Source organism: Nocardia sp. NPDC006630, assembly GCF_040611495.1.
Lineage (GTDB): Bacteria > Actinomycetota > Actinomycetes > Mycobacteriales > Mycobacteriaceae > Nocardia.
In genome coordinates, this window is the sequence record NZ_JBEXOK010000020.1 from 42,690 (window position 1) to 65,497 (window position 22,808).

At 67.7% G+C, this 22,808-nt stretch carries 19 protein-coding genes and 1 tRNA gene; 13 read left to right on the forward strand and 7 right to left on the reverse strand.

Features of this window, described 5'->3' with window-relative positions:
- Window positions 1-47: 47 nt before the first annotated feature.
- Window positions 48-3,326: a fused isobutyryl-CoA mutase/GTPase IcmF gene (gene icmF / locus ABZX86_RS38590; RefSeq protein ID WP_355131235.1), complete on the reverse strand. Its 3,279-nt coding sequence runs from the start codon at window positions 3,324-3,326 to the stop codon at window positions 48-50.
- Window positions 3,327-3,527: 201 nt separating this feature from the next.
- Between icmF and ABZX86_RS38595 the strand changes: the two genes are divergently transcribed.
- From ABZX86_RS38595 to ABZX86_RS38615, 5 genes are all read left to right on the forward strand, one after another.
- Window positions 3,528-5,051, forward strand: coding sequence for a CoA-acylating methylmalonate-semialdehyde dehydrogenase (locus tag ABZX86_RS38595; RefSeq protein WP_355131156.1), 1,524 nt, complete (start codon window positions 3,528-3,530; stop codon window positions 5,049-5,051).
- Window positions 5,052-5,053: 2 nt separating this feature from the next.
- Window positions 5,054-6,193, forward strand: a complete 1,140-nt coding sequence (locus tag ABZX86_RS38600) for an acyl-CoA dehydrogenase family protein (protein WP_355131158.1) — start codon at window positions 5,054-5,056, stop codon at window positions 6,191-6,193.
- A 74-nt stretch (window positions 6,194-6,267) separates the two neighbouring features.
- Complete coding sequence (locus ABZX86_RS38605; protein ID WP_355131160.1) at window positions 6,268-7,368, forward strand: enoyl-CoA hydratase/isomerase family protein; 1,101 nt, start codon at window positions 6,268-6,270, stop codon at window positions 7,366-7,368.
- Between the two features lie 14 nt (window positions 7,369-7,382).
- Complete coding sequence (mmsB, locus tag ABZX86_RS38610) at window positions 7,383-8,279, forward strand: 3-hydroxyisobutyrate dehydrogenase (protein ID WP_355131237.1); 897 nt, start codon at window positions 7,383-7,385, stop codon at window positions 8,277-8,279.
- Complete coding sequence (locus ABZX86_RS38615; protein WP_355131162.1) at window positions 8,276-9,052, forward strand: enoyl-CoA hydratase; 777 nt, start codon at window positions 8,276-8,278, stop codon at window positions 9,050-9,052. The genes mmsB and ABZX86_RS38615 overlap by 4 nt, the downstream gene beginning before the upstream one ends.
- 196 nt (window positions 9,053-9,248) lie before the next feature.
- Here the strand turns inward: ABZX86_RS38615 and ABZX86_RS38620 are convergent, their stop codons facing one another.
- Together ABZX86_RS38620 and ABZX86_RS38625 are read right to left on the reverse strand one after the other, a co-directional pair.
- Window positions 9,249-10,295, reverse strand: a complete 1,047-nt coding sequence (locus ABZX86_RS38620) for a hypothetical protein (protein ID WP_355131164.1) — start codon at window positions 10,293-10,295, stop codon at window positions 9,249-9,251.
- Window positions 10,296-10,371: 76 nt separating this feature from the next.
- Window positions 10,372-10,914, reverse strand: coding sequence for a MarR family transcriptional regulator (locus ABZX86_RS38625; RefSeq protein WP_355131166.1), 543 nt, complete (start codon window positions 10,912-10,914; stop codon window positions 10,372-10,374).
- Between the two features lie 90 nt (window positions 10,915-11,004).
- Between ABZX86_RS38625 and ABZX86_RS38630 the strand changes: the two genes are divergently transcribed.
- Both ABZX86_RS38630 and ABZX86_RS38635 read left to right on the forward strand, forming a co-directional pair.
- Complete coding sequence (locus ABZX86_RS38630) at window positions 11,005-11,892, forward strand: DUF3105 domain-containing protein (protein ID WP_355131168.1); 888 nt, start codon at window positions 11,005-11,007, stop codon at window positions 11,890-11,892.
- A gap of 63 nt (window positions 11,893-11,955) precedes the next feature.
- Window positions 11,956-12,029: transfer RNA gene (locus ABZX86_RS38635), tRNA-Cys, on the forward strand.
- A gap of 42 nt (window positions 12,030-12,071) precedes the next feature.
- Here the strand turns inward: ABZX86_RS38635 and ABZX86_RS38640 are convergent.
- Together ABZX86_RS38640 and ABZX86_RS38645 are read right to left on the reverse strand one after the other, a co-directional pair.
- Window positions 12,072-13,475 (reverse strand): metallophosphoesterase, encoded by a 1,404-nt coding sequence (locus ABZX86_RS38640; RefSeq protein ID WP_355131170.1) that lies wholly within the window; start codon window positions 13,473-13,475, stop codon window positions 12,072-12,074.
- Window positions 13,476-13,482: 7 nt separating this feature from the next.
- Window positions 13,483-14,001: a hypothetical protein gene (locus ABZX86_RS38645; RefSeq protein WP_355131171.1), complete on the reverse strand. Its 519-nt coding sequence runs from the start codon at window positions 13,999-14,001 to the stop codon at window positions 13,483-13,485.
- 152 nt (window positions 14,002-14,153) lie between these two features.
- Between ABZX86_RS38645 and ABZX86_RS38650 the strand changes: the two genes are divergently transcribed.
- The 5 genes from ABZX86_RS38650 to ABZX86_RS38670 all read left to right on the forward strand — a co-directional run bounded on the left by ABZX86_RS38650 (window position 14,154) and on the right by ABZX86_RS38670 (window position 20,084).
- Window positions 14,154-15,173, forward strand: coding sequence for an iron ABC transporter substrate-binding protein (locus ABZX86_RS38650; RefSeq protein ID WP_355131173.1), 1,020 nt, complete (start codon window positions 14,154-14,156; stop codon window positions 15,171-15,173).
- A 2-nt stretch (window positions 15,174-15,175) separates the two neighbouring features.
- Window positions 15,176-16,726 carry an iron ABC transporter permease gene (locus tag ABZX86_RS38655; protein ID WP_355131175.1) on the forward strand — a complete coding sequence of 517 codons (1,551 nt, stop codon included), beginning with the start codon at window positions 15,176-15,178 and terminating at the stop codon, window positions 16,724-16,726.
- Window positions 16,723-17,847 (forward strand): ABC transporter ATP-binding protein, encoded by a 1,125-nt coding sequence (locus ABZX86_RS38660; protein WP_355131177.1) that lies wholly within the window; start codon window positions 16,723-16,725, stop codon window positions 17,845-17,847. The genes ABZX86_RS38655 and ABZX86_RS38660 overlap by 4 nt, the downstream gene beginning before the upstream one ends.
- Window positions 17,848-17,964: 117 nt before the next feature.
- Entirely contained in the window at window positions 17,965-18,321 is a 357-nt protein-coding gene (locus ABZX86_RS38665) for a hypothetical protein (RefSeq protein ID WP_355131179.1), read from the forward strand.
- Between the two features lie 428 nt (window positions 18,322-18,749).
- Window positions 18,750-20,084 (forward strand): hypothetical protein, encoded by a 1,335-nt coding sequence (locus tag ABZX86_RS38670; protein WP_355131181.1) that lies wholly within the window; start codon window positions 18,750-18,752, stop codon window positions 20,082-20,084.
- Here the strand turns inward: ABZX86_RS38670 and ABZX86_RS38675 are convergent.
- Window positions 20,039-21,328, reverse strand: coding sequence for a lipase family protein (locus tag ABZX86_RS38675; RefSeq protein WP_355131183.1), 1,290 nt, complete (start codon window positions 21,326-21,328; stop codon window positions 20,039-20,041). The genes ABZX86_RS38670 and ABZX86_RS38675 overlap by 46 nt on opposite strands.
- A 76-nt stretch (window positions 21,329-21,404) precedes the next feature.
- On the reverse strand, window positions 21,405-21,791 hold the full coding sequence (locus ABZX86_RS38680) for a helix-turn-helix domain-containing protein (protein WP_327143990.1): 387 nt from the start codon (window positions 21,789-21,791) through the stop codon (window positions 21,405-21,407).
- An 84-nt stretch (window positions 21,792-21,875) separates the two neighbouring features.
- Between ABZX86_RS38680 and ABZX86_RS38685 the strand changes: the two genes are divergently transcribed.
- On the forward strand, window positions 21,876-22,802 hold the full coding sequence (locus ABZX86_RS38685) for a zinc-binding dehydrogenase (protein WP_355131185.1): 927 nt from the start codon (window positions 21,876-21,878) through the stop codon (window positions 22,800-22,802).
- Window positions 22,803-22,808: the final 6 nt, after the last annotated feature.

Sequence of the window (22,808 nt, forward strand, 5' to 3'; positions counted from 1 at the left end):
AGATCGGACTTTATCGGCCGGGTCCGACCCGTTCTTGGACAAACGCGTCAGACATTGCGGCGGTATTGCCCGCCGACGGTGAAGAAGATGTCGGTGACCTGTTGCAGGGTGCAGACCCGCGCCGCGTCCATGAGCGCCTCGAAGACATTCGCATCACTGCTCGCCGCCTCCGCGAGCCGGGCCAGCGCGGCGGGGGCCGCGTCGCGATGGCGCTGCGTGAAGTCGCGCACCCGCTGCAATTGCGACTGCTTCTCGTCCTCGGTACCGCGCGCCAACTCGAGCACCCGGTGCTCCTCGGCATGCGGATTGCGGAAGGTGTTCACCCCCACGATCGGCAGGCTCCCATCATGCTTGCGCCGCTCGTACAGCATGGATTCATCCTGGATGCGCCCGCGCTGATACCCGGTCTCCATGGCCCCGAGTACCCCGCCGCGTTCGCTGATGCGGTCGAATTCGCGCAGCACCGCCTCCTCCACCAGATCGGTGAGTTCATCGATGATGAAGCTGCCCTGCAGCGGATTCTCGTTCATCGCCAGCCCCCACTCGCGATTGATGATGAGCTGAATCGCCAAGGCGCGCCGCACCGATTCCTCGGTGGGCGTGGTGACGGCCTCGTCGTAGGCATTGGTGTGCAGGCTGTTGCAATTGTCGTAGACGGCGATGAGCGCCTGCAGCGTGGTGCGAATGTCGTTGAAGTTCATCTCCTGTGCGTGCAGCGACCGCCCGGAGGTCTGAATGTGGTACTTGAGCTTCTGCGACCGATCATTGGCGCCGTACTTGTCGCGCATGGCGATCGCCCAGATGCGCCGCGCCACCCGGCCGATCACCGAGTATTCGGCGTCCATGCCATTGGAGAAGAAGAAGGACAGATTCGGCGCGAAATCATCGATGTGCATACCGCGCGCCAGATACGACTCCACATACGTGAAGCCGTTCGACAGCGTGAATGCCAGCTGACTGATCGGATTCGCACCCGCCTCGGCAATGTGATAGCCGGAGATCGAGACCGAGTAGAAGTTGCGAACGCTGTTGCGCACGAACCACTCCTGGATATCGGCCATCATGCGCAGGCTGAATTCGGTGGAGAAGATACAGGTGTTCTGCCCCTGATCCTCCTTGAGGATGTCGGCCTGCACCGTCCCGCGCACGGTGGCCAGGGTCTCGGCACGCAGTGCGGCCGCCTCCTCGGTGGTGGCGTCGCGGCCCTGCGCCGCCGAGAACTGTTCCAGCGCTTGGTCGATCGCGGCATTGAGGTAGAACGCCAGAATGGTGGGCGCCGGACCGTTGATGGTCATGGAGACAGAGGTGCTCGGCGCATCCAGATCGAATCCGTCGTAGAGCGCCTTCATATCGTCCAGCGAGGCGATGGAGACGCCCGAGGTGCCGACCTTGCCGTAGATATCGGGCCGCTCGGCCGGATCGTGCCCGTACAGCGTCACCGAATCGAAGGCGGTGGAAAGCCGTTTGGCCTCAGCGTGTTCCGAGAGCACCCGGAAGCGCTTATTGGTGCGGAAGGCATCGCCCTCACCCGCGAACATGCGCGCCGGATCCTCATTGTCCCGCTTGAACGGGAACACCCCCGCCGTGAACGGGAACCGGCCCGGCAGATTCTCCGACCGCAGGAATCGCAGCAGCTCACCGTGATCGGTGTAGCGGGGGAGCGCCACCCGGGGAATCGAACTGCCGGACAGCGTCTCTCGGCGCAGGTTGGTGCGCAGCTCCCGATCGCGCACCCGGACCACCTGCTCATCACCCCGATACGAGTCGGCGACAGCGGGCCACTGCGCCAGCAGCGCGGCATTGCCCGGGGCCAGATCCGCGCGGGCCTGCTCCAGGAGTTCGGCCACAGCGGAATGCGCGGTCCGGGGTGTGCTGGCGGCGGCACCTTCGGGATCCGAAGATGCCGCCGCCGACCCGGTGCCGCCGCCCGGCAGTTCGGCGAGCACCTGCTCCACACGCTGTACCCGCTGCGCCGCCGCGATCTGCCGACCGGTGGCGGCGTGGTACTCCCGCACCGTCTCGGCGATCTCGGCCAGATACCGCACCCGCGCCGGCGGAATGAGCTGCGCGAAACGGGTGGAGGACCGGGTGTCCACCCGGGGCAGCACCCCGGGCGCCAGCGGCAACCCCTGCGCGGCGAGCAAGCCGCTCAGATGCTGATACAGCGCTGTCACTCCATCATCATTGAAAGTGGCTGCGCTGGTGCCGAATACCGGCATATCCTCCGGCAGTGCGTGGAATGCCTCGCGATTGCGCACCAGCTGCCGCGACACATCCCGCAGTGCGTCCTCGGCCCCGCGCCGCTCGAACTTGTTGATGGCCACCACATCCGCGTAATCGAGCATGTCGATCTTCTCCAGCTGTGAGGCCGCGCCGAATTCCGGCGTCATCACGTACAGCGAGACGTCCACATGTTCGGCGACCTCCGCATCGCCCTGCCCGATGCCCGGCGTCTCCAGTATGACCAGGTCGTATCCCGCTGCCTTGCAGGCGATCACCATGGCATCGATATTGAGCGGCAGCTCCCGCTCGCCGCGGGTGGCCAGCGACCGGAAGAACACCCGCTCCCCGTCCAGGGCGTTCATCCGAATGCGGTCGCCCAGTAGCGCACCGCCGCCGCGCCGCCGGGTCGGATCGATCGCGAGCACCGCGATGCGCAGCTTGTCCTGCTGATCGGTGCGCAGGCGGCGCACGAGTTCATCTGTGAGCGAAGATTTTCCGGAGCCGCCGGTGCCGGTGATGCCCAGTACGGGTACCTGCCGCGCGGCCGCCGCCGCGGTGAGCTCGGCCAGATCCGCCGCGGGCAGCGCATCCTGCTGCAGGCAGGTGAGCGTCCGGGCCAGCGCCGCCCGATCCCCGCTCAGCACCGCGTCCAAGGGCGCCGGTGCGCGCGCCAGATCCTCATCGCAGTCGCTGATCAGCCGATTGATCATGCCCGGCAGGCCGAGCCGCTGCCCGTCCTCCGGCGAGAAGATGGTCACCCCCGCCGCGGCCAGCCGCTCGATCTCCTCGTCGACGATGACCCCGCCGCCCCCTCCGAAGATGCGCACATGCCCGGCCCCGGCCTCCTTCAGCGCCGCCGCCAGATATTCGAAGTACTCGATATGCCCGCCCTGATACGAGCTGACGGCGACACCCTGCACGTCCTCGCTGACGGCGGCGTCCACCACCTCGCTCACGGCCCGGTTGTGCCCGAGGTGAATGACCTCGGCCCCCTGGGCCTGGAGAATCCGCCGCATGATGTTGATGGCCGCGTCGTGGCCGTCGAACAGCGCCGCTGAGGTCACAAAGCGCACCGGGTTCACCGGAACGTGCAGATCGGCCATGGGTTCCTCCACCTGTGCGGCCGTACCGTTGATACCCCAATAGTAGGACGTCAAATCAAATATGACGTGAGATCTGCCACAGCAACATCTCTGGAAATACTAGGATGTCCAACTATATGGTGGCCTAGTACCGCACGGTCTACGCGCGGAGCCGGCATCGAGCACCTGTGATGCGACGGGCGACATCGAGACAGGACTGGCATGGTTCGCGAACTGACCCACTTCATCGGCGGACAGCACGTCCCCGGAACGTCCGGCAATTTCCGCGACGTCTTCAACCCGAGCACCGGACAGGTGCAGGCGCGGGTGCCGCTGGCCAGTAAGGCCGAGGTCGAGGCGGTCATCGCCAATGCCGCCGAAGCCCAGCTGGTCTGGGCCGCCTACAACCCGCAGAAGCGGGCGCGTGTGCTCATGAAGTTCCTGACGCTGGTGCAGGAGGAGATGAATTCCCTCGCCGCACTGCTGTCCTCCGAGCACGGCAAGACCATCCCCGACGCCAAGGGCGATATCCAGCGCGGCCTCGAGGTCATCGAATTCGCCGTCGGTATTCCGCACCTGCTCAAGGGCGAATACACCGAGAGCGCCGGCACCGGCATCGATGTGTACTCCATGCGGCAACCGCTCGGCGTCGTCGCGGGCATCACGCCCTTCAACTTCCCGGCCATGATTCCGCTGTGGAAGGCCGGGCCCGCGCTGGCGTGCGGAAATGCCTTCGTGCTCAAGCCATCCGAGCGCGATCCGTCGGTGCCGCTGCGGCTGGCCGAGCTCTTTCTCGAAGCCGGGCTGCCCGCGGGTGTGTTCAACGTCGTCAACGGTGACAAGGTCGCTGTCGATACGCTGCTGCACGACGAGCGCATCAAGGCCGTCGGCTTCGTCGGCTCGACCCCGATCGCGCAGTACATCTACGAGACCGCGACGGCCAATGGCAAACGCGCACAGTGCTTCGGCGGGGCCAAGAACCACGCCATCGTCATGCCGGACGCCGACCTCGACGATGTGGCCGACCAGCTCATCGGCGCCGGGTACGGCTCGGCCGGTGAACGCTGCATGGCCATCTCGGTCGCCGTACCGGTCGGCGAGGAGACCGCGGATCGGCTGCGCGACAAGCTGATCGAGCGGGTCGCCAAGCTCAATGTCGGCCTCTCCGACGATCCGGGCGCGGACTTCGGCCCGCTGGTCGGCCGCGACGGCGTGGATCGTGTCAACGACTATGTGCAGATCGGCGTCGACGAGGGCGCGGAGCTGGTGATCGACGGCCGCGGACTGGTTGTCGAGGGCGGTGAGGACGGATTCTTCGCGGGCGCAACGCTGTTCGACCGCGCCACCCCGGATATGCGCATCTACAAGGAAGAGATCTTCGGTCCGGTGCTCACCATCGTGCGCGCCAAGGATTACGAGGAGGCGCTGCGCCTGCCGAACGAGCACGAATACGGCAATGGCGTCAGCATTTTCACCCGCGACGGTGATACCGCCCGTGACTTCGCGGCGCGGGTGCAGGTCGGCATGGTCGGTATCAATGTGCCTATTCCGGTGCCGATCGCGTACCACACCTTCGGCGGCTGGAAGCGTTCCGGCTTCGGCGATCTCAATCAGCACGGCCCGGATTCGATCCGCTTCTACACCAAGACGAAGACAGTCACCCAGCGCTGGCCGGCAGGAGGCAAGGAGACTGTGTCCTCGGGCCGCTCCGCGGCCAATGCCTTCGTGATTCCGACCATGGACTGATCATGTTCGTACTCGACGAAGACGAAAAGGCGATCACCGCGACCGCCCGCTCCTTTGCCGACGAGCTGCTCGCGCCGAACGCGCTGGAATGGGATGAGCACAAACACTTCCCGATAGACGTCCTGCGCAAGGCCGGACAGCTCGGCCTGGGCGGCATCTACGTTCGTGAGGACGTGGGCGGCTCGCAATTGCGGCGGCTGGATGCCGTGCGCATCTTCGAGCAGCTCGCCACCGGCTGCCCGACCATCGCCGCCTACATCTCCATCCACAATATGGCGTCGTGGATGATCGACAGTTACGGCGATGAGGCGCAGCGCAATCGGTGGCTGCCCGGGCTGACCTCCATGGATCTGCTCGCCAGCTACGCACTCACCGAACCGGGCGCCGGGTCGGATGCGGCGGCCTTGAGCACCAAGGCCGTTCGCGACGGCGACGACTACTTGCTCACCGGCGTCAAGCAATTCATCTCCGGTGCGGGCAGCTCCGATGTGTACGTGATCATGGCGCGCACCGGAGACACCGGGGCACGCGGGATTTCGGCCTTCATCGTGCCCGCCGATACACCGGGACTCTCGTTCGGCGCGAACGAGCGGAAGATGGGCTGGAACGCACAGCCCACCCGGCAGGTCATTCTCGACAATGCCCGGGTGCCCGCCTCGAATCTGCTCGGGGCCGAGGGCAATGGCTTCCGCATCGCCATGAACGGTCTCAATGGTGGTCGGCTGAATATCGCGGCCTGCTCGCTGGGCGGCGGGCAGTCGGCGCTGGACAAGACCGTCACCTATATGGCGCAGCGCAAGGCCTTCGGGGCCCGGCTGCTCGACAACACCGCGCTGCAATTCGAACTCGCGGATATGCGCACCTCACTGGAGGCCGCCCGCACCCTGCTGTGGCGTGCGGCCGCCGCCCTGGACGCCGATGCCGAGGACAAGGTCGAGCTCTGCGCCATGGCCAAGCGGTTCGCCACCGACGCCGGATTCGATGTGGCCAACAAGGCCCTGCAACTGCACGGTGGCTACGGTTACCTGGCCGAATACGGGATCGAGAAGATCGTCCGCGATCTGCGGGTGCATCAGATTCTGGAAGGCACGAACGAGATCATGCGGGTCGTCGTCGCCCGCTCTGTGGTAGGAGCAGCATGAGTGAGCGCAGCGAACGAATCGAAGGCACAGCGCGCATCGCGCATGACCGAGCCGAGCGCCAGCGAGGCTCGGGCATGAGCGATACAGAGAATACGGCCGAGGTCCTGATCGAGAAGCGGGACGGGCTCGGGCTCATAACGCTCAATCGGCCGCGGGCGATCAATGCGCTGAATCATCCGATGGCGCTGGCCATTCTGGACGCACTGCGCGCTTGGGCCGGCGACGACGAGGTGCGCACCGTGGTGCTCACCGGCGCGGGGGAGCGCGGGCTGTGCGCGGGCGGCGATATCGTCGCCATTCACCATGACGCGAAGAACGCAGTGGCGCAGGGGGATACGCCCTACACCGCTGCGGACTCGCCGAGCGGGCGCTTCTGGCGGGACGAGTACATCCTCAATGCCCTCATCGGCGGCTACCCCAAACCCTATGTGGCCGTGATGGACGGCATCGTCATGGGCGGCGGCGTCGGCCTGTCCGGGCATGCGAGCCACCGCATCGTCACCGAGCGCTCCAAGGTCGGCATGCCGGAGACCGGTATCGGCTTCATCCCCGATGTGGGCGGTACCTACCTGCTCGCGCACGCGCCCGGCGAGATCGGCACCCATATCGCGCTGACCACCGCGCGAATGACCGCCGGTGATGCCATCGCCGCCGGATTCGCCGACTACTTCGTGCCGTCCGAGCACATTCCGGCGCTGCTGGAGGCGCTGCGCACCGCCGATGCGGCACGTGCCATCGCCGAGTTCGCCCAGCCCGCTCCCGTGTCCGAGTTTGTGGCACAGCGGGATTGGATCGATTTCTGCTATGCCGCGGATTCGGTGGAGGAGATCGTGTCGCGACTGGAGTCCGACGGCCGGCCCGAGGCGGCGGCTGCCGCCGCGGAGGTGCTGTCGAAATCCCCGGTGGCACTGCAGGTCACCCTGCGGTCGCTGCGCAGTGCGCGTAAGGCTTCGAGCCTCGACGAGGTGCTGAACCAGGAGTACCGGGTGTCGACCGCCTCGCTCAACACCCACGACCTGGTAGAGGGCATTCGCGCCCAGGTCATCGACAAGGACCGCAATCCGCAGTGGTCGCCCGCCACCCTGGCGGACGTCACCGCCGCCCAGGTGGACGCCTACTTCGGCGCCCTCGGCGATCGCGAATTGGGTTTGGCCGCACCGAAGGACGAGCAGTGAGCACTTCAGCAAGCGTGAACAAGAAGGTCGGATTCCTGGGACTGGGGCATATGGGCGGACCCATGGCCGCCAATCTGGTCAAGGCCGGATACAAGGTCCTCGCCTTCGATCCCGTGCCCGCCGCACAGGAGCAGGCGCGGGCGGACGGCGCCACCGTGGTCACGACACCCGTTGCGGCCGTGGCGGAATCGGAGATCGTCCTGACCATGCTGCCCAACGGCCGCATTGTGCTGGACCTCTACAGCGAGGTGCTGGCCGCCGCGAAGCCGGGCACGCTCTTCATCGACTGCTCCACCATCGATGTCGACGATGCCAAGTCCGCCGCGGAACTCGCTGTGGCAGCGGGACATCGGGCCCTGGACGCCCCGGTCTCCGGTGGCGTGGGCGGGGCCGTCGCGGGGACGCTCACCTTCATGGTGGGCGGCGCGGACGACGACTTCGCGGCTGCCCTGCCGATTCTGGAGGTCATGGGCGGCAAGGTGGTGCACTGCGGCGGTGCCGGTGTCGGGCAGGCCGCCAAGGTCTGCAACAACATGATCCTGGGCATCTCCATGATCGGGTTGTCGGAAGCCATTGTGCTGGGCGAGAAGCTGGGGCTGACACACGAGAAGTTCTTCGATGTGGTCTCCACGGCGTCGGGTCAGAGCTGGGCGCTCACCTCGTACTGCCCGGTCCCCGGGCCGGTGCCGACCAGCCCGGCCAATAACGACTACAAGCCGGGCTTCGCCACCGCGCTCATGAACAAAGACCTGGGTCTGGCCGCGAACGCGCTGAAGTGCAATGGCGTCGACGGACAGATCGGTTTGCTGGCAGCCGACATCTACCACCGCTTCAACCAGGACGAAGCGGGCAAAGATTTCTCGGCTATCGTCACCGATATCCGTAAGCGATCTGGAGGAGAACAGGCGTGACCGACTTCGAGACGATTCTGCTGGAGCGTAAGGGGCGGGTCGCCCTCATCACGCTGAACCGGCCGAAGGCCCTCAATGCGCTGAACTCGCAGGTTCTCATCGATATCACGGCCGCTCTCGACGAGCTCGAGAACGACAGTGAGATCGGCGCGGTCGTGCTGACCGGCTCCGAGCGGGCCTTCGCGGCCGGCGCGGATATCAAGGAGATGCAGAGCAAGTCCTATATGGACATGTTCCTGGCCGACCACTTCGCCGGCTGGGACCGCCTGGTCGCCTTCCGCAAGCCCATCATCGCCGCGGTCGCCGGTTACGCCCTCGGCGGCGGCTGCGAACTGGCCATGATGTGCGACCTCCTGATCGCCGCGGACACCGCCAAATTCGGCCAGCCCGAAATCAAGCTCGGTGTCATCCCCGGCATGGGCGGCTCGCAGCGCCTGACCCGTGCGGTCGGCAAGGCCAAGGCCATGGATCTCATTCTCACCGGCCGCAATATGGATGCCGAAGAGGCCGAGCGCGCGGGCCTGGTCTCGCGCATCGTCCCGGCCGCCGACCTGGTGGCCACCGCGCTCGAGGTCGCTGAAACCATCGGCGGCATGTCGCTCCCGTCGGTCATGATCGCCAAGGAAGCTGTCGACCGCGCCTTCGAAACCACCCTCACCGAGGGCCTGCGCTTCGAACGCCGAGTCTTCCACTCGCTCTTCGCCACCGACGATCAGAAGGAAGGCATGGCCGCCTTCGTCGAGAAGCGCCCCGCCGACTTCACCAACAAGTAGGCGAAACCGGTTCTGCCGCAAAAGTTCTCCCATCCGATCGGGTGGGAGAACTTTTTTGCTGCCCGGCCCCCGTCATTCCGGCGCGCTTTTGGCCGGAATCTGTCGGCCACCAGCGGATCCCGGCCAAAAGCATGCCGGGATGACGAGGGCGATGTTTCAGACGGTGATACTTCAGTTGGTTAGGCCCCTCGACGGATCAGCTGTGCTTCGGCGGGCCGACGACTTCTACCGTCGGTGGTTTGCCGTCCGTGTGGTCGCCGTCGTGGTTGAAAGCCAGTGCGCCCGCGATGGTTCCGCCGAGGGTGACGGTGACCGCGATGGCGGCGACGAGTTTGCGGCGGGACGGGGTGTCCGACGCGCCGGCGCGCAGGGCCGGGACCGGATTGAAACGGACACTCCGGACTCTCCGGGCGGAGGGGCGCTCGGCGGCGAGCAGTACCGCGCCGCGGGTGGAGACGAATTCCGGTTCGGGATCGTAGATCAGCGGGAGGTCGAGCTGCTGTTCCAGCTCGTCCCGAATGCTCTTGTTGCGGGTGCAGCCGCCCAGCAGCGCCATGGCCGTCGGATGCACCCCGGTCTCCTCGATCATCTGCCGGACGAACGAGACCGAATGGTGAATGCCCGCAGCCACCAGATCGGCGAAATCGCTGCGGGTGATGACGGCTCGGTGCCCGGAGATCGGATCGCAGACGGCGATCACCCGGTCGGTGGCCAGGGCTTCCTTGTGGCGGCGGCTGGTGGCCAGATCCACGGTCACGCCGCCGCGCACCAGCAGCCAGCGCAGCAGGGCATCGTGCCCGTCGCCGCCGAGTACGGTACTGCGCTTACTGGCCAGAATGGCATCGGTGCGGCAGTCGATCTGCGTCAGGGTGAGACCGGAGGCGCCCAGGTCGTACAGCAGTACCGAACCCTCGGCCGGTAGTCGGCCGGTGAAACGCAGATAGCGCAGCTGCGCGACCTGCTCGTCGATCACGGTGAGGCGATTGCGGCCGGCCGTGGTGCGCACCGCCTCGGCATGGGCGCTGCAGCGGCAGGTGACGGCGATACCGGTAATGAATTCATCGCGCCGGTCCGCGGATTTGCGCATCAGGCGAATGGCCTCGAAAACGCCCTCCTCCATACCGCCGCCGCTGCGGCGCGGCACTGTGCACCGGTCGATCGGGGGGAGGTGGGGCTGGTCGGAATGGGTGAGCATGGCACGCGCACCCGCCGCGCCAGCTGACACCCCGAGGACCAGCACCATGGCCTCAATGGTGAACCTATTCGCGCCCGAAACCAAGACTATGACGCAGGAAATTGGCTGCTCGGATGCTGGATGGTTACTGTCCGGACCAGCGGGTGGGCGCGCCGCCGGTGTCGAAGTCACCGGCGGTCTGCCGGAATTCCGCCAGTAATTGCAGCAGTAGGTGGAGTCTCTCCGGTGCCAGGCCGGTATCCGCGAACACCTGCCGGTTCAGCTGGATGGTGGCCGCGGCCACCGATTCCCTTCCGGCATCGGTTATTTCGATGAGAGTTGCTCGCCGGTCACTCGGATGTGGCACCCGCTTAACCAGCCCCGCCGCCTCCAGACGGTCCACCGTGTTGGTGACACTGGTCGGATGCACCTGCAACCGGGCGCTGGCCATCGCCATCGGCAGGGCGCCGGTTTTGCTGAAACTCAGCAGCATCAGCAGTTCGTATCGGGAAAAGGTGAGGCCGGAGGGTTTCAGCGCCTCGTCGACCCGCGCCATGACGATCTGCTGCGCCCGCACCAGCGAGGTGACCGCCGCCATCCCGTCGGCGACCTCGCCCCAGCCGTGCTCGGTCCACTGGCGATGCGCCTCCTCGATCGGATCGAGCGGCAGGGGACGTGGCCGAGACATGCCACCGATCATCGCACGCCCCCGACCCGACTTCCGCCGCGCCGAGCCCTTTTTCGGTGTCGTACTCTTGCCGCTATTAGGAGGCAGTACGTGACCAACCCGCTCGGCCCGAAATTCGACCAGGCCCCACCCTCGATACAGGGCCCGTACAGCGTGCCCTTCCCGGAACGTCTACCGCGCAAGCGCAATCGGATGCCGCTGTTCGCCGGCCTGATCGGCCTGGTGCTCACCGTCGGCACCGCGGCCGTGCTGTGGCCGTGGAGCGCCGAGGGCGATTCCGCCGCGGCCACCGCCGCGGAATTCACTCCGACCGCGCACGACCACGACCCGTCCACCCGGATCGCGGGCGTCGTGCACAAGGACTTCCCCGCCGGCGTGCACGTGCTGGCCACCCAGCGCGTCGCCTATACCCAATCACCGCCCTTCGGCGGCCCGCACGACGCGTCGTGGGCGCCCTGCACCGGCGTGGTCTACAAACAGGCGATTCGCTCGGAGAATGCCGTGCACTCGCTGGAGCATGGGGCGGTATGGATCACGTACAACCCCAGCAGTCTGGACGCCGACAGCCAGGCCATATTGCGCAATGAAGTGGTGGGCAAGCCCTACATGCTCATTTCGCCGTATCCCGGCCTGGATACCCCGGTGTCCCTGCAATCGTGGGGCCACCAGCTGAAACTGAGCGATCCGCGCGATCCCCGGATCACCCAGTTCATCGTCGCGCTGCGCCAGAACCAGTACACCTATCCGGAGGTCGGTGCGAGCTGCGACAACCCGACCATCGACCCCAACAGCCCGCCGGCCTTCGACGCCAGCGCGCCGGGGCCCGACGCGGTGCCCGAAACACAGTCGCTCACAACGGCTCCCACGGTCGCACCGGAACCGCCGCCCCCGGCCCCGGAACCCCCGCCCGCCCCACTGGACCCGCCGCCGCCCCCGCCGGACGCACCGCCGCCCCCGGACCCGGCGGCCGTCCCCTGATAGAAATCAGGCTGATTCGAACCCTGGTCGCCCCTGTCCGGCTCCGGCACTATGGATCTCGATGCGGGTGTGACCGAGGGGCTAGGTAGCGGTCTGCAAAGCCGTATACGCGGGTTCGACTCCCGCCGCTCGCTCCATCAGGCTGGGCCTCCGCGAACTTCGCGGGGGCCCAGCCGCTTTCATGCGGTCAGACCCGAGAAGTCGCGCAGCACCACGTGATTGCGATCCGCGGTGGCGCCGAGGGTGTATTCGGGGAGCAGGCCGAAGTATTCGCCGCGGGAGCGGGCGCTCCAGCGCCGGGCGCCCGGGGTGCGGGTCTTGTAGAAATTCAGCATGTAGCCGCCCTCGTAGACGCGCAGCAGGGTGTAGCCGCCGGGATATTCCTTGGCCGCGGCCACTTCCAGGAATTCGACGGGGAGGGCCAGGTCGGGGCGGGTGCGGCGATTGCGGTGGGTATGACCGGAATGGTGCAGGAAGACACCGGGTGCGGAGCCATAGAGGGACTGCAACTCCGCGGCGTCGGCGGCATTCAGGATGAAACCGGGGCCCGCGATATTGGACCAGCCGGATTCGGCGGTGACCGGATGGTGGCTGAACACCAGGGTCGGGCGATCCGGGTCGGCACGCAGCAGCTCGCGCAACCGATCGAACTGCGGGCGGTCGATGCTGCCGCCGGCGGCGTCGAGTTCGGTGGTGTCGAGGGCGAGCAGGCGCAGCTCGCCCACCTCGTATTCCGCCAATTGCTGCCGGGGAGTGAAGGATTCGCCCCAGCAGTCGTAGTGGTCGAGAAACGGCGTGCAGCCGGTGTACTCGCCGCCCAGGTGCGGGCGGTCGTGATTGCCGCGGCAGGCGAACCAATCCCGGCCCGGCGCGCCCCAGGCGGACAGATGCGCGTGGACGCCGCCGACCTGGGCGGGCGTGGCCTCGGCGGTCAGATCGCCGGCGAGGATCAGGTGGTCGGCGCCGCGGTCGGGCCGGCGCAGATCGTCCAGCACCGCGGTGAGCATGACCTCGGGATACGGTGGCAGACCGGGATCTTGGCGCACACCGGGCGGCAGACCCGCGGTGATGAGACCGCTGACCTCCTCACCGTAGTGAATGTCGTTGGACAGGGCGATGGTGCGCAGCAGGCGGCCGGGCGGTGGGATCAGCGTGCCGAATTCGCCCGTCGCCTCCGGCGTATTCGGGAGTCGCGTAGCCACATTCAGCGCGGGGGCGGCCGCGACGCCGAGCGAGCGGGCCTCGAAGCGGTAGCGCCGCCCGGGTTCCAGCCCGGTGACCTCCGCGTAGTGATAGGCGGTCGGCTCCGGCTCGGCCCAGACCTGGCGCAGACCCGATCCGTCCGCGGGGCCCAGCCACAGCTCGCCATCGGTCTCGACGGGTACCGGCGTGCCACCGGCATCCGGGCCCAGGGTCGTCCAGGTGAGCACCGCCGAACTCTCGGTGACGGTCACGACCTCGAGATCGGTCGGCAGCACGGAACCGGGTTGCGCGCGAACCGAACTCGGCCGCGCCAGCGGTAGCAGCGCGGCTGCCGCGAAGGCTCCCAGCACCCGTCGCCGGGTGGGTCCGCAGCAGCTCATCGCCGCACTACCTGCCGTCGGCCGAGCAGACCTTCCATGTGCCGTCTTCCTTACGGAGGTGTTCGGTGGCGGTGGTCGTCTTGTCCTCGGCGCCGGGCATGGTCATGGCCCCGACCAGATTCGCGGTGGCACGGTCACCGGTGACGGCGATGTGATCCACGCTCACAATACGAATACTGATCTTGCCCTCGTCGGAGGCGCTCTTCTGGGCGTCCGGGAGCGCGTCGTACTGCGCACGGTCCGCGGCGCAGGCCTTGGTCACCGCGACGGACGGTCCCTTGTCCGAGAGCGTGCCGTAGAAATCCCGCACGGTCGACTCGATGCGCTGGTCATCGGACGGAGTTGTCTTGCCGGTCAAGGAGACTGCGGCGGCGATGCCACCGCCGACCAGGACGACGGCCGCCACGATCAGCCCGATGATCAGGGGTGAGCGGCCACGTCGTTTACCAGGGGAGGTGTGTTCGCCAGAGGATTGCTGAACGTCCGGTGCGGGATTGTACGGTTGTCCGCCGGGCGGGAGGGTCATCGAGATCCTGTCGATCGGTTCACCACTGAATGTCCGCAGACTACGGCAAAACGGTTGCGATTCGGCGGGGTGCCGGATCTGTCCGACCCCGGAGCCGGTAGGTTGGTTAGCCAAACCTCATAGACGAGGATTGGCAGGTCGAAAGGACAGTCATGGCAGTGGCTCGATGGAAACTGATCTCCGGCGCGATCGCGGCAATCACCCTGCTCGCGGCAACCGGATGCTCGTCCTCCGCCAAGGACGACAACAACATTCTCATCTACAACGCCCAGCATGAGGACCTGACCAAGGAGTGGACGGACGCGTTCACCAAGGAGACCGGGATCAAGGTGACGGTCCGGCAGGGCGGCGACACCGACCTCGGCAATCAGATCATCGCCGAGGGCAAGAACTCGCCCGCTGATGTCTTCCTCACCGAGAACTCGCCCGCCATGGCGCTGGTCGAGAACGCCGGGCTGTTCGCCGACGTCAATAAGGACACCCTCGCGCTGGTGCCCGAGCAGTTCCGCCCCTCCACCGGCAAGTGGGTCGGAATCGCCGCCCGCTCAACCGTTTTCGTCTACAACACGGGCAAGCTGCCCGCCGATCAGCTGCCGCACTCGCTGCTGGACCTGCAGCAGCCGCAGTGGAAGGGCCGCTGGAGCGCGGGCGCGTCCGGCGCCGACTTCCAGGCCATCGTGGCCGCCCTGCTGGCACAGAAGGGTGAGGACGTCACCAAGGCCTGGCTCAAAGGCATGAAGGACAATGCGATCATCTCGCAGAACAACACCGCGGTCATGAAGGGCGCGAACACCGGCCAGTTCGACGGCGGCGTGATCTACCACTACTACTGGTTCCGCGATCAGGCCCTCACCAAGGAGAACAGCAACAACACCAAGCTGCTGTTCTTCAAGAACCAGGACCCGGGCGCCTTCGTCTCCACTTCCGGTGGCGGCGTGCTGAAGTCGAGCAAGAAGCAGGAGAACGCGCAGAAGTTCCTGGCCTTCATCGCCTCGCAGAAGGGCCAGGAGGTGCTGCGCGACGGTGACTCCATGGAGTACCCGGTCGCCGCGAACGTCGCCGCCAATCCCGCACTGCCGCCGCTGGCTTCGCTGGACGCGCCCAAGATCGACCCGAGCAAGCTGGACGCCAAGAAGGTCACGCAGCTCATGACCGAGGCGGGCCTGCTCTGATCGTGACCGTCCGGACCGCTGTCGCAGCCCGGGCCGATCGGTCCGGGCTCCTCATCACGATCGTCGCGCTGCTGCTGGTCGCCGCGACCTTCGTGCCGCTGGGCTACATCGTGTCCACCCTGCTCGCCAATGGAATCCACGACACCGCGCAGCTGATCTTCCGGCCCCGGGTCGGCGAATTGCTGCGCAATACCGTGGATCTGGTGGTGCTCACCGTTCCCATCTGCCTGGTGCTCGGCATCGGACTGGCCTGGATCGTGGAGCGCACCGATGTTCCGGGCACGGGCTGGTGGGGGCCGATCTTCGTGGCGCCCCTGGCCGTGCCCGCCTTCGTCAACAGTTACGGGTGGGTGAGCGCCATCCCGTCCCTGCACGGGCTGTGGGCGGGCGTGCTCATCGCCACCGTGTCGTACTTCCCGCTGGTGTACCTGCCCGCCGCCGCCACGCTGCGCCGCCTGGATCCCGCGGTGGAGGAATCCGCGCGGGCGCTGGGCTCCGGGCCGCTGACGGTCTTCGTGCGAATTGTGCTGCCGCAGTTGCGATTGGCCATTCTCGGCGGCGGACTGCTCATCGCACTGCATCTGCTCGCCGAGTACGGCGCGTTCGCCATGGTGCGGTTCGACACCTTCACCACCGCCATTTTCGAGCAGTACCAGTCGAGCTTCGCCGGAGCGGCGGGCAATGCCCTGGCCGGTGTGCTGGTGGCGCTGTGCCTGGTGTTGCTGGCGGGGGAGGCGGCCGCACGCGGCAATGCCCGGTACGCACGCATCGGCAGCGGTGTACCCCGGGCCGCGACCCGGGTTCGGCTGGGCGTCAACAAGATTCCGGTCTTCCTGCTGCTCGCCGCGGCGCTGGCGGGCACGCTCGGCGTACCGCTGTGGTGCATCGTGCGCTGGCTGCGCATCGGTGGTTCGAAGGTGTGGGATATGGCCGATATCGGCCAATCCCTCGGGCAGACCGTCGGATTGGCCGCCGTGGCCGCCGTCATCACCACGGTGTGCGCCTTCCCGGTGGCCTGGATTGCGGTGCGCTCCACCTCGCGATTCGCACGAATCATCGAGGGCGCCAACTACATCACCAGTTCGCTGCCTGGCATCGTCATCGCGCTGGCGCTGGTGACCGTGAGCATTCGCTGGCTGCCCGCGCTCTATCAGACGGCCGCCACCGTGCTCGCCGCCTACACGCTCATGTTCCTGCCGCGCGCCCTGGTCGGTGTGCGGGCAGGGCTGGCGCAGGTGCCCGTCGGTCTGGAGGAGATGTCGCAGGCGCTCGGAAAGTCCGGTCCCGCCACCTTCTTCCGCATCACGCTGCGGCTGACCGCGCCCGCCGCGGCCTCGGCGGCGGCCATGGTGTTCGTGGCGGTGGCCACCGAACTCACCGCCACCCTGCTGCTGGCGCCCAACGGCACCCGCACCCTGGCCATGCGCTTCTGGTCGCTGTCCGGCGAACTGGACTACGCGGCGGCCGCGCCCTACGCCCTGATCATGATCATCGCCTCGGTGCCGGTCACGTATCTGCTGTTCACTCAATCCAGGAAGGCGGCCGGAGTATGAGTCGTCTTGTCGTCGACAATGTTTCGAAGACCTTCGGGTCGACCCGGGTGCTGGACGGCATTCGCCTGGAGGTGCCCGACGGCAGCTCCACGGCCGTGGTCGGCTCCTCCGGCTGCGGTAAGACCACGCTGCTGCGGGTCATCGCCGGCTTCGAGAACCCGAATGCCGGATCGGTCACCGTCGGATCGGAAGTGGTTACCCGAGAGGGATTCTCGCTGCCCGCGCACCGCCGCAAGATCGGCTATGTGGCGCAGGACGGCGCGCTGTTCCCGCATCTCACCGTCGGGCAGAACATCGCCTACGGCCTCAACGGCGGGATGGCCGGACGCCGCCGGCGCCAGGAGCAGGTGCGCGAACTGCTCGAGATGGTCTCGCTGGACCCCTCCTACGCCACGCGCCGCCCGCACCAGCTCTCGGGCGGTCAGCAGCAGCGTGTCGCGCTGGCCCGCGCCATGGCCCGCAAACCCGATCTCATGCTGCTGGACGAGCCGTTCAGCGCCCTCGATACCGGATTGCGCGCGGCCACCCGCCAGGCCGTCGCCGACGCGCTGCGCGGCGCGGGGATGACCAGCATTCTGGTGACCCACGATCAGGAGGAGGCGCTGTCCTTCGCCGATCAGGTGGCCGTCATGTGCACCGGTCGCTTCACCCAGGTCGGCACGCCCGAACAGGTGTACGCCGCGCCCGCCGATCTCTTCACCGCCGGATTCCTCGGCGATACCGTGCTGCTCGACGCCGCCCTGCGCGGCGCCTTCGCCGAGACCGCGCTGGGCCGCATTCCGGTGCAGGCCGATGCCCCCGCCGGGGCCGCGACGGTCATGATGCGGCCGGAACAGATTGTCGCACAGGCGGTCTCGCAGGGCGACCCCGGCTGCGCGACCGTGCGCGGCGTCGAATTCCGGGGTGCGGACGTCATGCTCACCCTGGACCTGGACGGGCGCACCGAACCCATCCAGGTGCGCCGCGTCAGCGTCGCCGCACCGGCGGTCGGCGATCGGGTGGATCTCGAAGTGCTCGGCGCGGCAGTGGCATTCACCGATGCGCAGTGCGCGACGGCCGCCGACCTCACCAGCGGCACCGCCCGCGCGCTACCCGCACGGGATGCGCTCTCGGCCGTGTGACGACCGCTCGGGTGGCAAGAATGTGACAGCGCCCGAGTGTGCTGACTCCGATACCGGGTACGAGCACCTATATTGGCCCGGAGGCGAATTCGCCTCCGCTCGACCCGAAGGAGTCCCGTGCGCCGCTTGCTGTTCGTCACGTCCGTCCTGGCCGCCGCCCTCGCCGTCTCCCCGCTCGCGGCCGCGCAGCCGCCCGCCGGTGACTCCGCGGTGAAGGTGCAGGCCGTCTACGGTCCGGAACAGTTCGCGCTCGCCGGCGTCAAGACCGATATCGCCCCCTGCGCGGGCGGCACGGCCCTGCCGAGCGTCACCACCGGCAATGACGGCACCGTCACCGCCGCCGTCCCGAGCGGCTGCTACCGGATCCAGGTCGCCACCCCCACCGGCTGCGCACTCGACGGCGACCCGGCCCAGCAGGTGAACACCGTCCCCGGCCCGGCCCCGCTCGCTACCTTCCGCTTCCGCTGCGCCTGACGCTCGGCCCCCGTGGCCTCCAGCCCGGTCCGCCTGACGCCCCGGCCCCGGCCTCGTCTGCCTGACGGTTTCTGCTGCGCCCGACGATCGGCCCCGCCGGGACACCCCGTTCCGGCTCGCCTGACGGGCACGGCCGTGCCTGACGATCGGCCCCGCCGGGACACCCCGTTCCGGCTCGCCTGACGGGCACGGCCGTGCCTGACGATCGGCTCGAACCTCATCTGCACCGCCCGCCTCACCAGTCGAAACCGCTGGTCGGGCAGGGTGGCGTAAATCACCGACCCGGACCGGTATGCCTACTTGCTGTTAACCTCGGAAAGAGTTAGCTGCTCGTACTGCTGTAACGCGTGAGCGTCGCATCACCGGTGAAAGGGTGAGACGAGATGGGCGCGAGATTCGCGTCGGTGCATCCGATAGGCGTGGGCTCGATGCCTGATGTCCGGTGGTTCGACCGCGTAATCCTGCCCACATCCGCCTTTCTGGGCGCGGTAGTCGCCGGACTGTTGCTGATGGCTCCCCTCGATCTCGGCTGGTCGAACGAAGGTCCCCTCGAACTCGATCTGCTGGTGCTGAATATGCCGCGCGCCGCGGCCGCCGGCGCCATGTTCGCGGTGATCGCGGCCGCGCTGGCGGTGGCGCTGGGCCGCCGCACCGCCTGGATCGTCTCCTTCGGCGGTGCTGCCGTACTGGTGGTGGACCATCTCTGGAATCTGAACAATGCGCTGACCGGAACACTGATCACGGTCAATTACATCGACTCGATCTTCGGCGGCATCCTGCTCGGCGCGCTCGCGGTCGCCGTCTTCGGTAAACCGCTCGCGACGGCCGCCTATCTCATCGGCGCGCTCTCCAGCATCATGATCGGCGATCTCACCTCCCTGCCCGGACAGGGCCAGCAGAGCCGCACCCTCATCGAATGGGCCTCCACCGGTACGCCGCCGATCTGGCTCATCCTGGTCACCGCCGCGGCACTGGGCGCGGCGGTCATCACGCAGCGCGCCGAACCGGTCCTCGACGATGCCGAGGACGAGAGTGCCGATCTGCCGATCGGCCCGATCCTGGCGGCGCTGCTGCTGGTGATGGCTACCGCGGTCTCCACCGAATGGCTCGTCCGGCATACCGGAACGCCGTGGCAGGCGGCGATCGCGATATCGATCACCGTGGGCGCGGCCATGATCGCGGCGCTGCTGCTGCCGGGACGTGACGGGGCGGTCGTGCTGCTGGTGGTCGCGGTGACCAATGCGGGCAGTGCGATCATCGCCGTTCCCCGGCCGGACTGGAGTGCACCCATCCCGTTCCTCGCCGTCGCGGTCGGCTACCTCGCCGGACGGCGCTGGTCCGTCCCGTGGGCCGGATTCGCCGGTACCGCAGCGCTTTCCGTATTCGCGGCACTCACCGAGAGCACCGGGCGCACCGATTGGCTCATTCCGATAGCCGGCATCGTCGGGCTCGGGCTGCTCATGGGCTACAGCTTTGCCGGTCATCGTGCGCAGGGGGCGCCGAGTACGGTGGTCGCGCTGGCGGTACTGGTGGTGCCGTGTCTGGTAGTCGCCCTGCGCGGCAGCAGTTTCGGCCGGGTGGCCTATTCACCGCGCTGGTACCGCGACCCGACCAGCGTGACCTCGTCCGGTCCCGGCTGGGCGGCGCTCGCGGTCACCCTGTGCTGCGCGGCGGGAGTGCTCCTGCTGTACCGGATGCGGCCCGCCGCGGACTCGGCTCACCTGCCGAATCGCGAATTGACCCAGCTGAGCGCATCCGCATAGGACGCCGCCAGCACGCCACGGTGATCGACGCCCGGATAGGTGCGGTACTCCACCGGCTGATTCGCGGCCCGCTGCTGCGCCACCATGGCATCGGTGGCCAGCGGCGGCACGGTGGTATCGGCGCGGCCCTGCAGCACCAGTAGCGGTGGCCCGAAAGACAGTGTGCTGGGGTCATTTTCGTTGAGCACCTTGGTGAGCGCGGAAATATCGCCGGTGGGGGAGAAGACCTCGTCCGGCTTCAGATCGCCCCACTGACCCGGCTCCCGCAATTGGCCGATGCAGCCGACATCGGCGAGCGTCAGCAGGGAAGCCGTTGCGGGCGTGAGGAATCGGGCCGGATCCACATCCGCGACCGTCTGCGCGCCGCGAATGAGCAAGGGCAGGAACGAGGTCGCGCCGCCGGTGATCGGCGCCAGCGCCTTCGCCGCACCGGCCGTCGTCGCCAGCTGTGAGGCCTGCAATCCCACACCCTGATGCGAGGCCGGCGCCAGCGCCACCGCGCCCAGCAATTGCAGTTCCGGCGCCCACTGCTGCGCCTGCGCATCGGCGAAGATGGCGGCCTGGCCGCCCTGGGAATGCCCCACGGCCACCCAGCGGGTTCCGATGTCCGGCTCGATTTCCCTTGCCGCCCTTGCCATATCGGTGACCGCGCGCTGTTCGGCGGCGCCGATCAGATAGCCGTGCGGGCCCGGTGTGCCCAGGCCCTGATAGTCGGTCTGCGCCACCGCGTATCCGGCCGCTATCCACTGCGCCTGCACGTCCCGGACCAGCGAGGTGTAATCGTGCGCGGGAAAGTCGGCCGAGGTGTCGCGGGAGGGGGCGCAGCCGTCGGCCACACCGGTGGTGCCGTGCGCCCACGAGATGAGCGGCCAGCCGCCCGGCGGCGGCGTGCCCTCCGGGACGGCCACCGTGCCGGAGACCGCGACCGGAGTGCCCTGCATATCGATGGATCGGTACAGGACCAGGTAGTTTCGCGCACCCGCCAGACCGGGATCGCCGATGATGGGCCGCAGCTGGATCACCGAACCGTGCGGACCGGGGACCCGATCATCGGGCGGGGTGTAGAAGGACCTCTCGGTGTCGGCGACCGGGCTGACCGGGGTGGCATGGCCCGCGCTCACCGGGTTGGCGTGACTCGGCGCGACGGCCACGACCGTGCTCGCGAGACTCGCGAAGGCAGCGGCGGCGATCAGTCCTGGCCGCCGCCCCGGTAGTCGTGCACGCATCGCCTCGATGTCCGACATGCCCAAAACATACCGTTCCGTAGCCACATCGACCGGGAAGGCAACGCCCACTGTCCAGAACCAGCCCTGCCGAGGGTCAGCTCTCGCGTCCGTCGTACTCCGCACGCGCAGCGATGATTTCACCGATGTTCTGATACGACCAGGCCCGCAAACCCGCGATCGCGGTGGCCAGACTGCGGCCCAGCGGGGTCAGCGTGTACTCGACGGTGACCGGAACCGTCGGGAACACGCGGCGCTCGACGACACCGTCCCGCTCCAGCGCCCGCAGCGTCTGGGTGAGCATTTTCTGGGTGATGCCCTGAATCCGCCTGCGCAGCTCCGAGAACCGCTGGGTGCCCGGCTCCAGCGCGAGCAGCACCAGCCCCGTCCAGCGCTCACCGACGCGATCGAACACCTGGCGCGTGGGGCAGTTGATATTGAAGACATCCCATTCGGGCGTGCCTTCTACCTCGATGGTTTCCACCAGGTACCTATACCACTATTTACTGCCTTCTTCCGAACGGATACCAGCCTTCCTAATGTCGGTGACAGCACACAGGAGGAAGACATGAAGGCACTCACCGCCACCGCAGACGACCGGCTGATCACCCTCGCCGAGATCACCGATCCCGCACCCGCCGCCGGCGAAGCCGTTATCGAGGTCGAGGCGTTCTCGGTCAATCGGGGCGACTACTTCGCCCTCACCGGCGTTTACGGGACAGAGGTCGTCCCCGGACACGTACCCGGCCAGGATGTGGCGGGCCGGATCGTCACGGCCGCCGCCGACGGCACCGGCCCGGCGGTCGGCACCCGCGTTGTCGCCCACGCGGCGGGCGGTGGCTGGGCCGAGCAGGTCGCCGTCGCCACCGACGCCATCACCGCACTGCCGCAGCAGCTTCCGGCCACCATCGCCGCCACGCTCCCGCTGGCGGGACTCACCGCCCTGCGACTGCTGCGCCGCGCGGGTGCTGTGGCGGGGAAGCGGCTGCTGGTCACCGGCGCTTCGGGCGGGGTCGGGCACCTCGTGGTGGAACTCGCGATTGCCGCCGGAGCCACCGTGACCGCGGTCGCGGCGACCCGTGAGCGCGGGCAGCGACTGGCCGACTACGGCGCCGAGGTACTCACCGATGTCGACGCCGCCACGGACCGATTCGACATCGTCCTGGAATCGGTCGGCGGTGACACCTTCGCCGCGGCACTGCGCCACCTGGCCCCCGGCGGCACCGTGGTCTGGTTCGGCCAGGCGAGCCGGCAACCCGTCCAGCTCGACTTCTTCGACCTTTTCGGCGCGACACCCTTCACGCTGCACCACTTTCCGCACTGGGTCGCCGATACCACCGATGCCGAGGACCTCGCCGAATTGGTCCGGCTGGCCGCCGCGGGCATCATTCACCCCGAGGTGGGCCGCATCGCCGACTGGACCGAAACCGCCACGGTCCTCACCGATCTGGTGCACCGCCGCATTCGCGGCAATGCCGTCCTCACCCTCGCCTGATCAGAC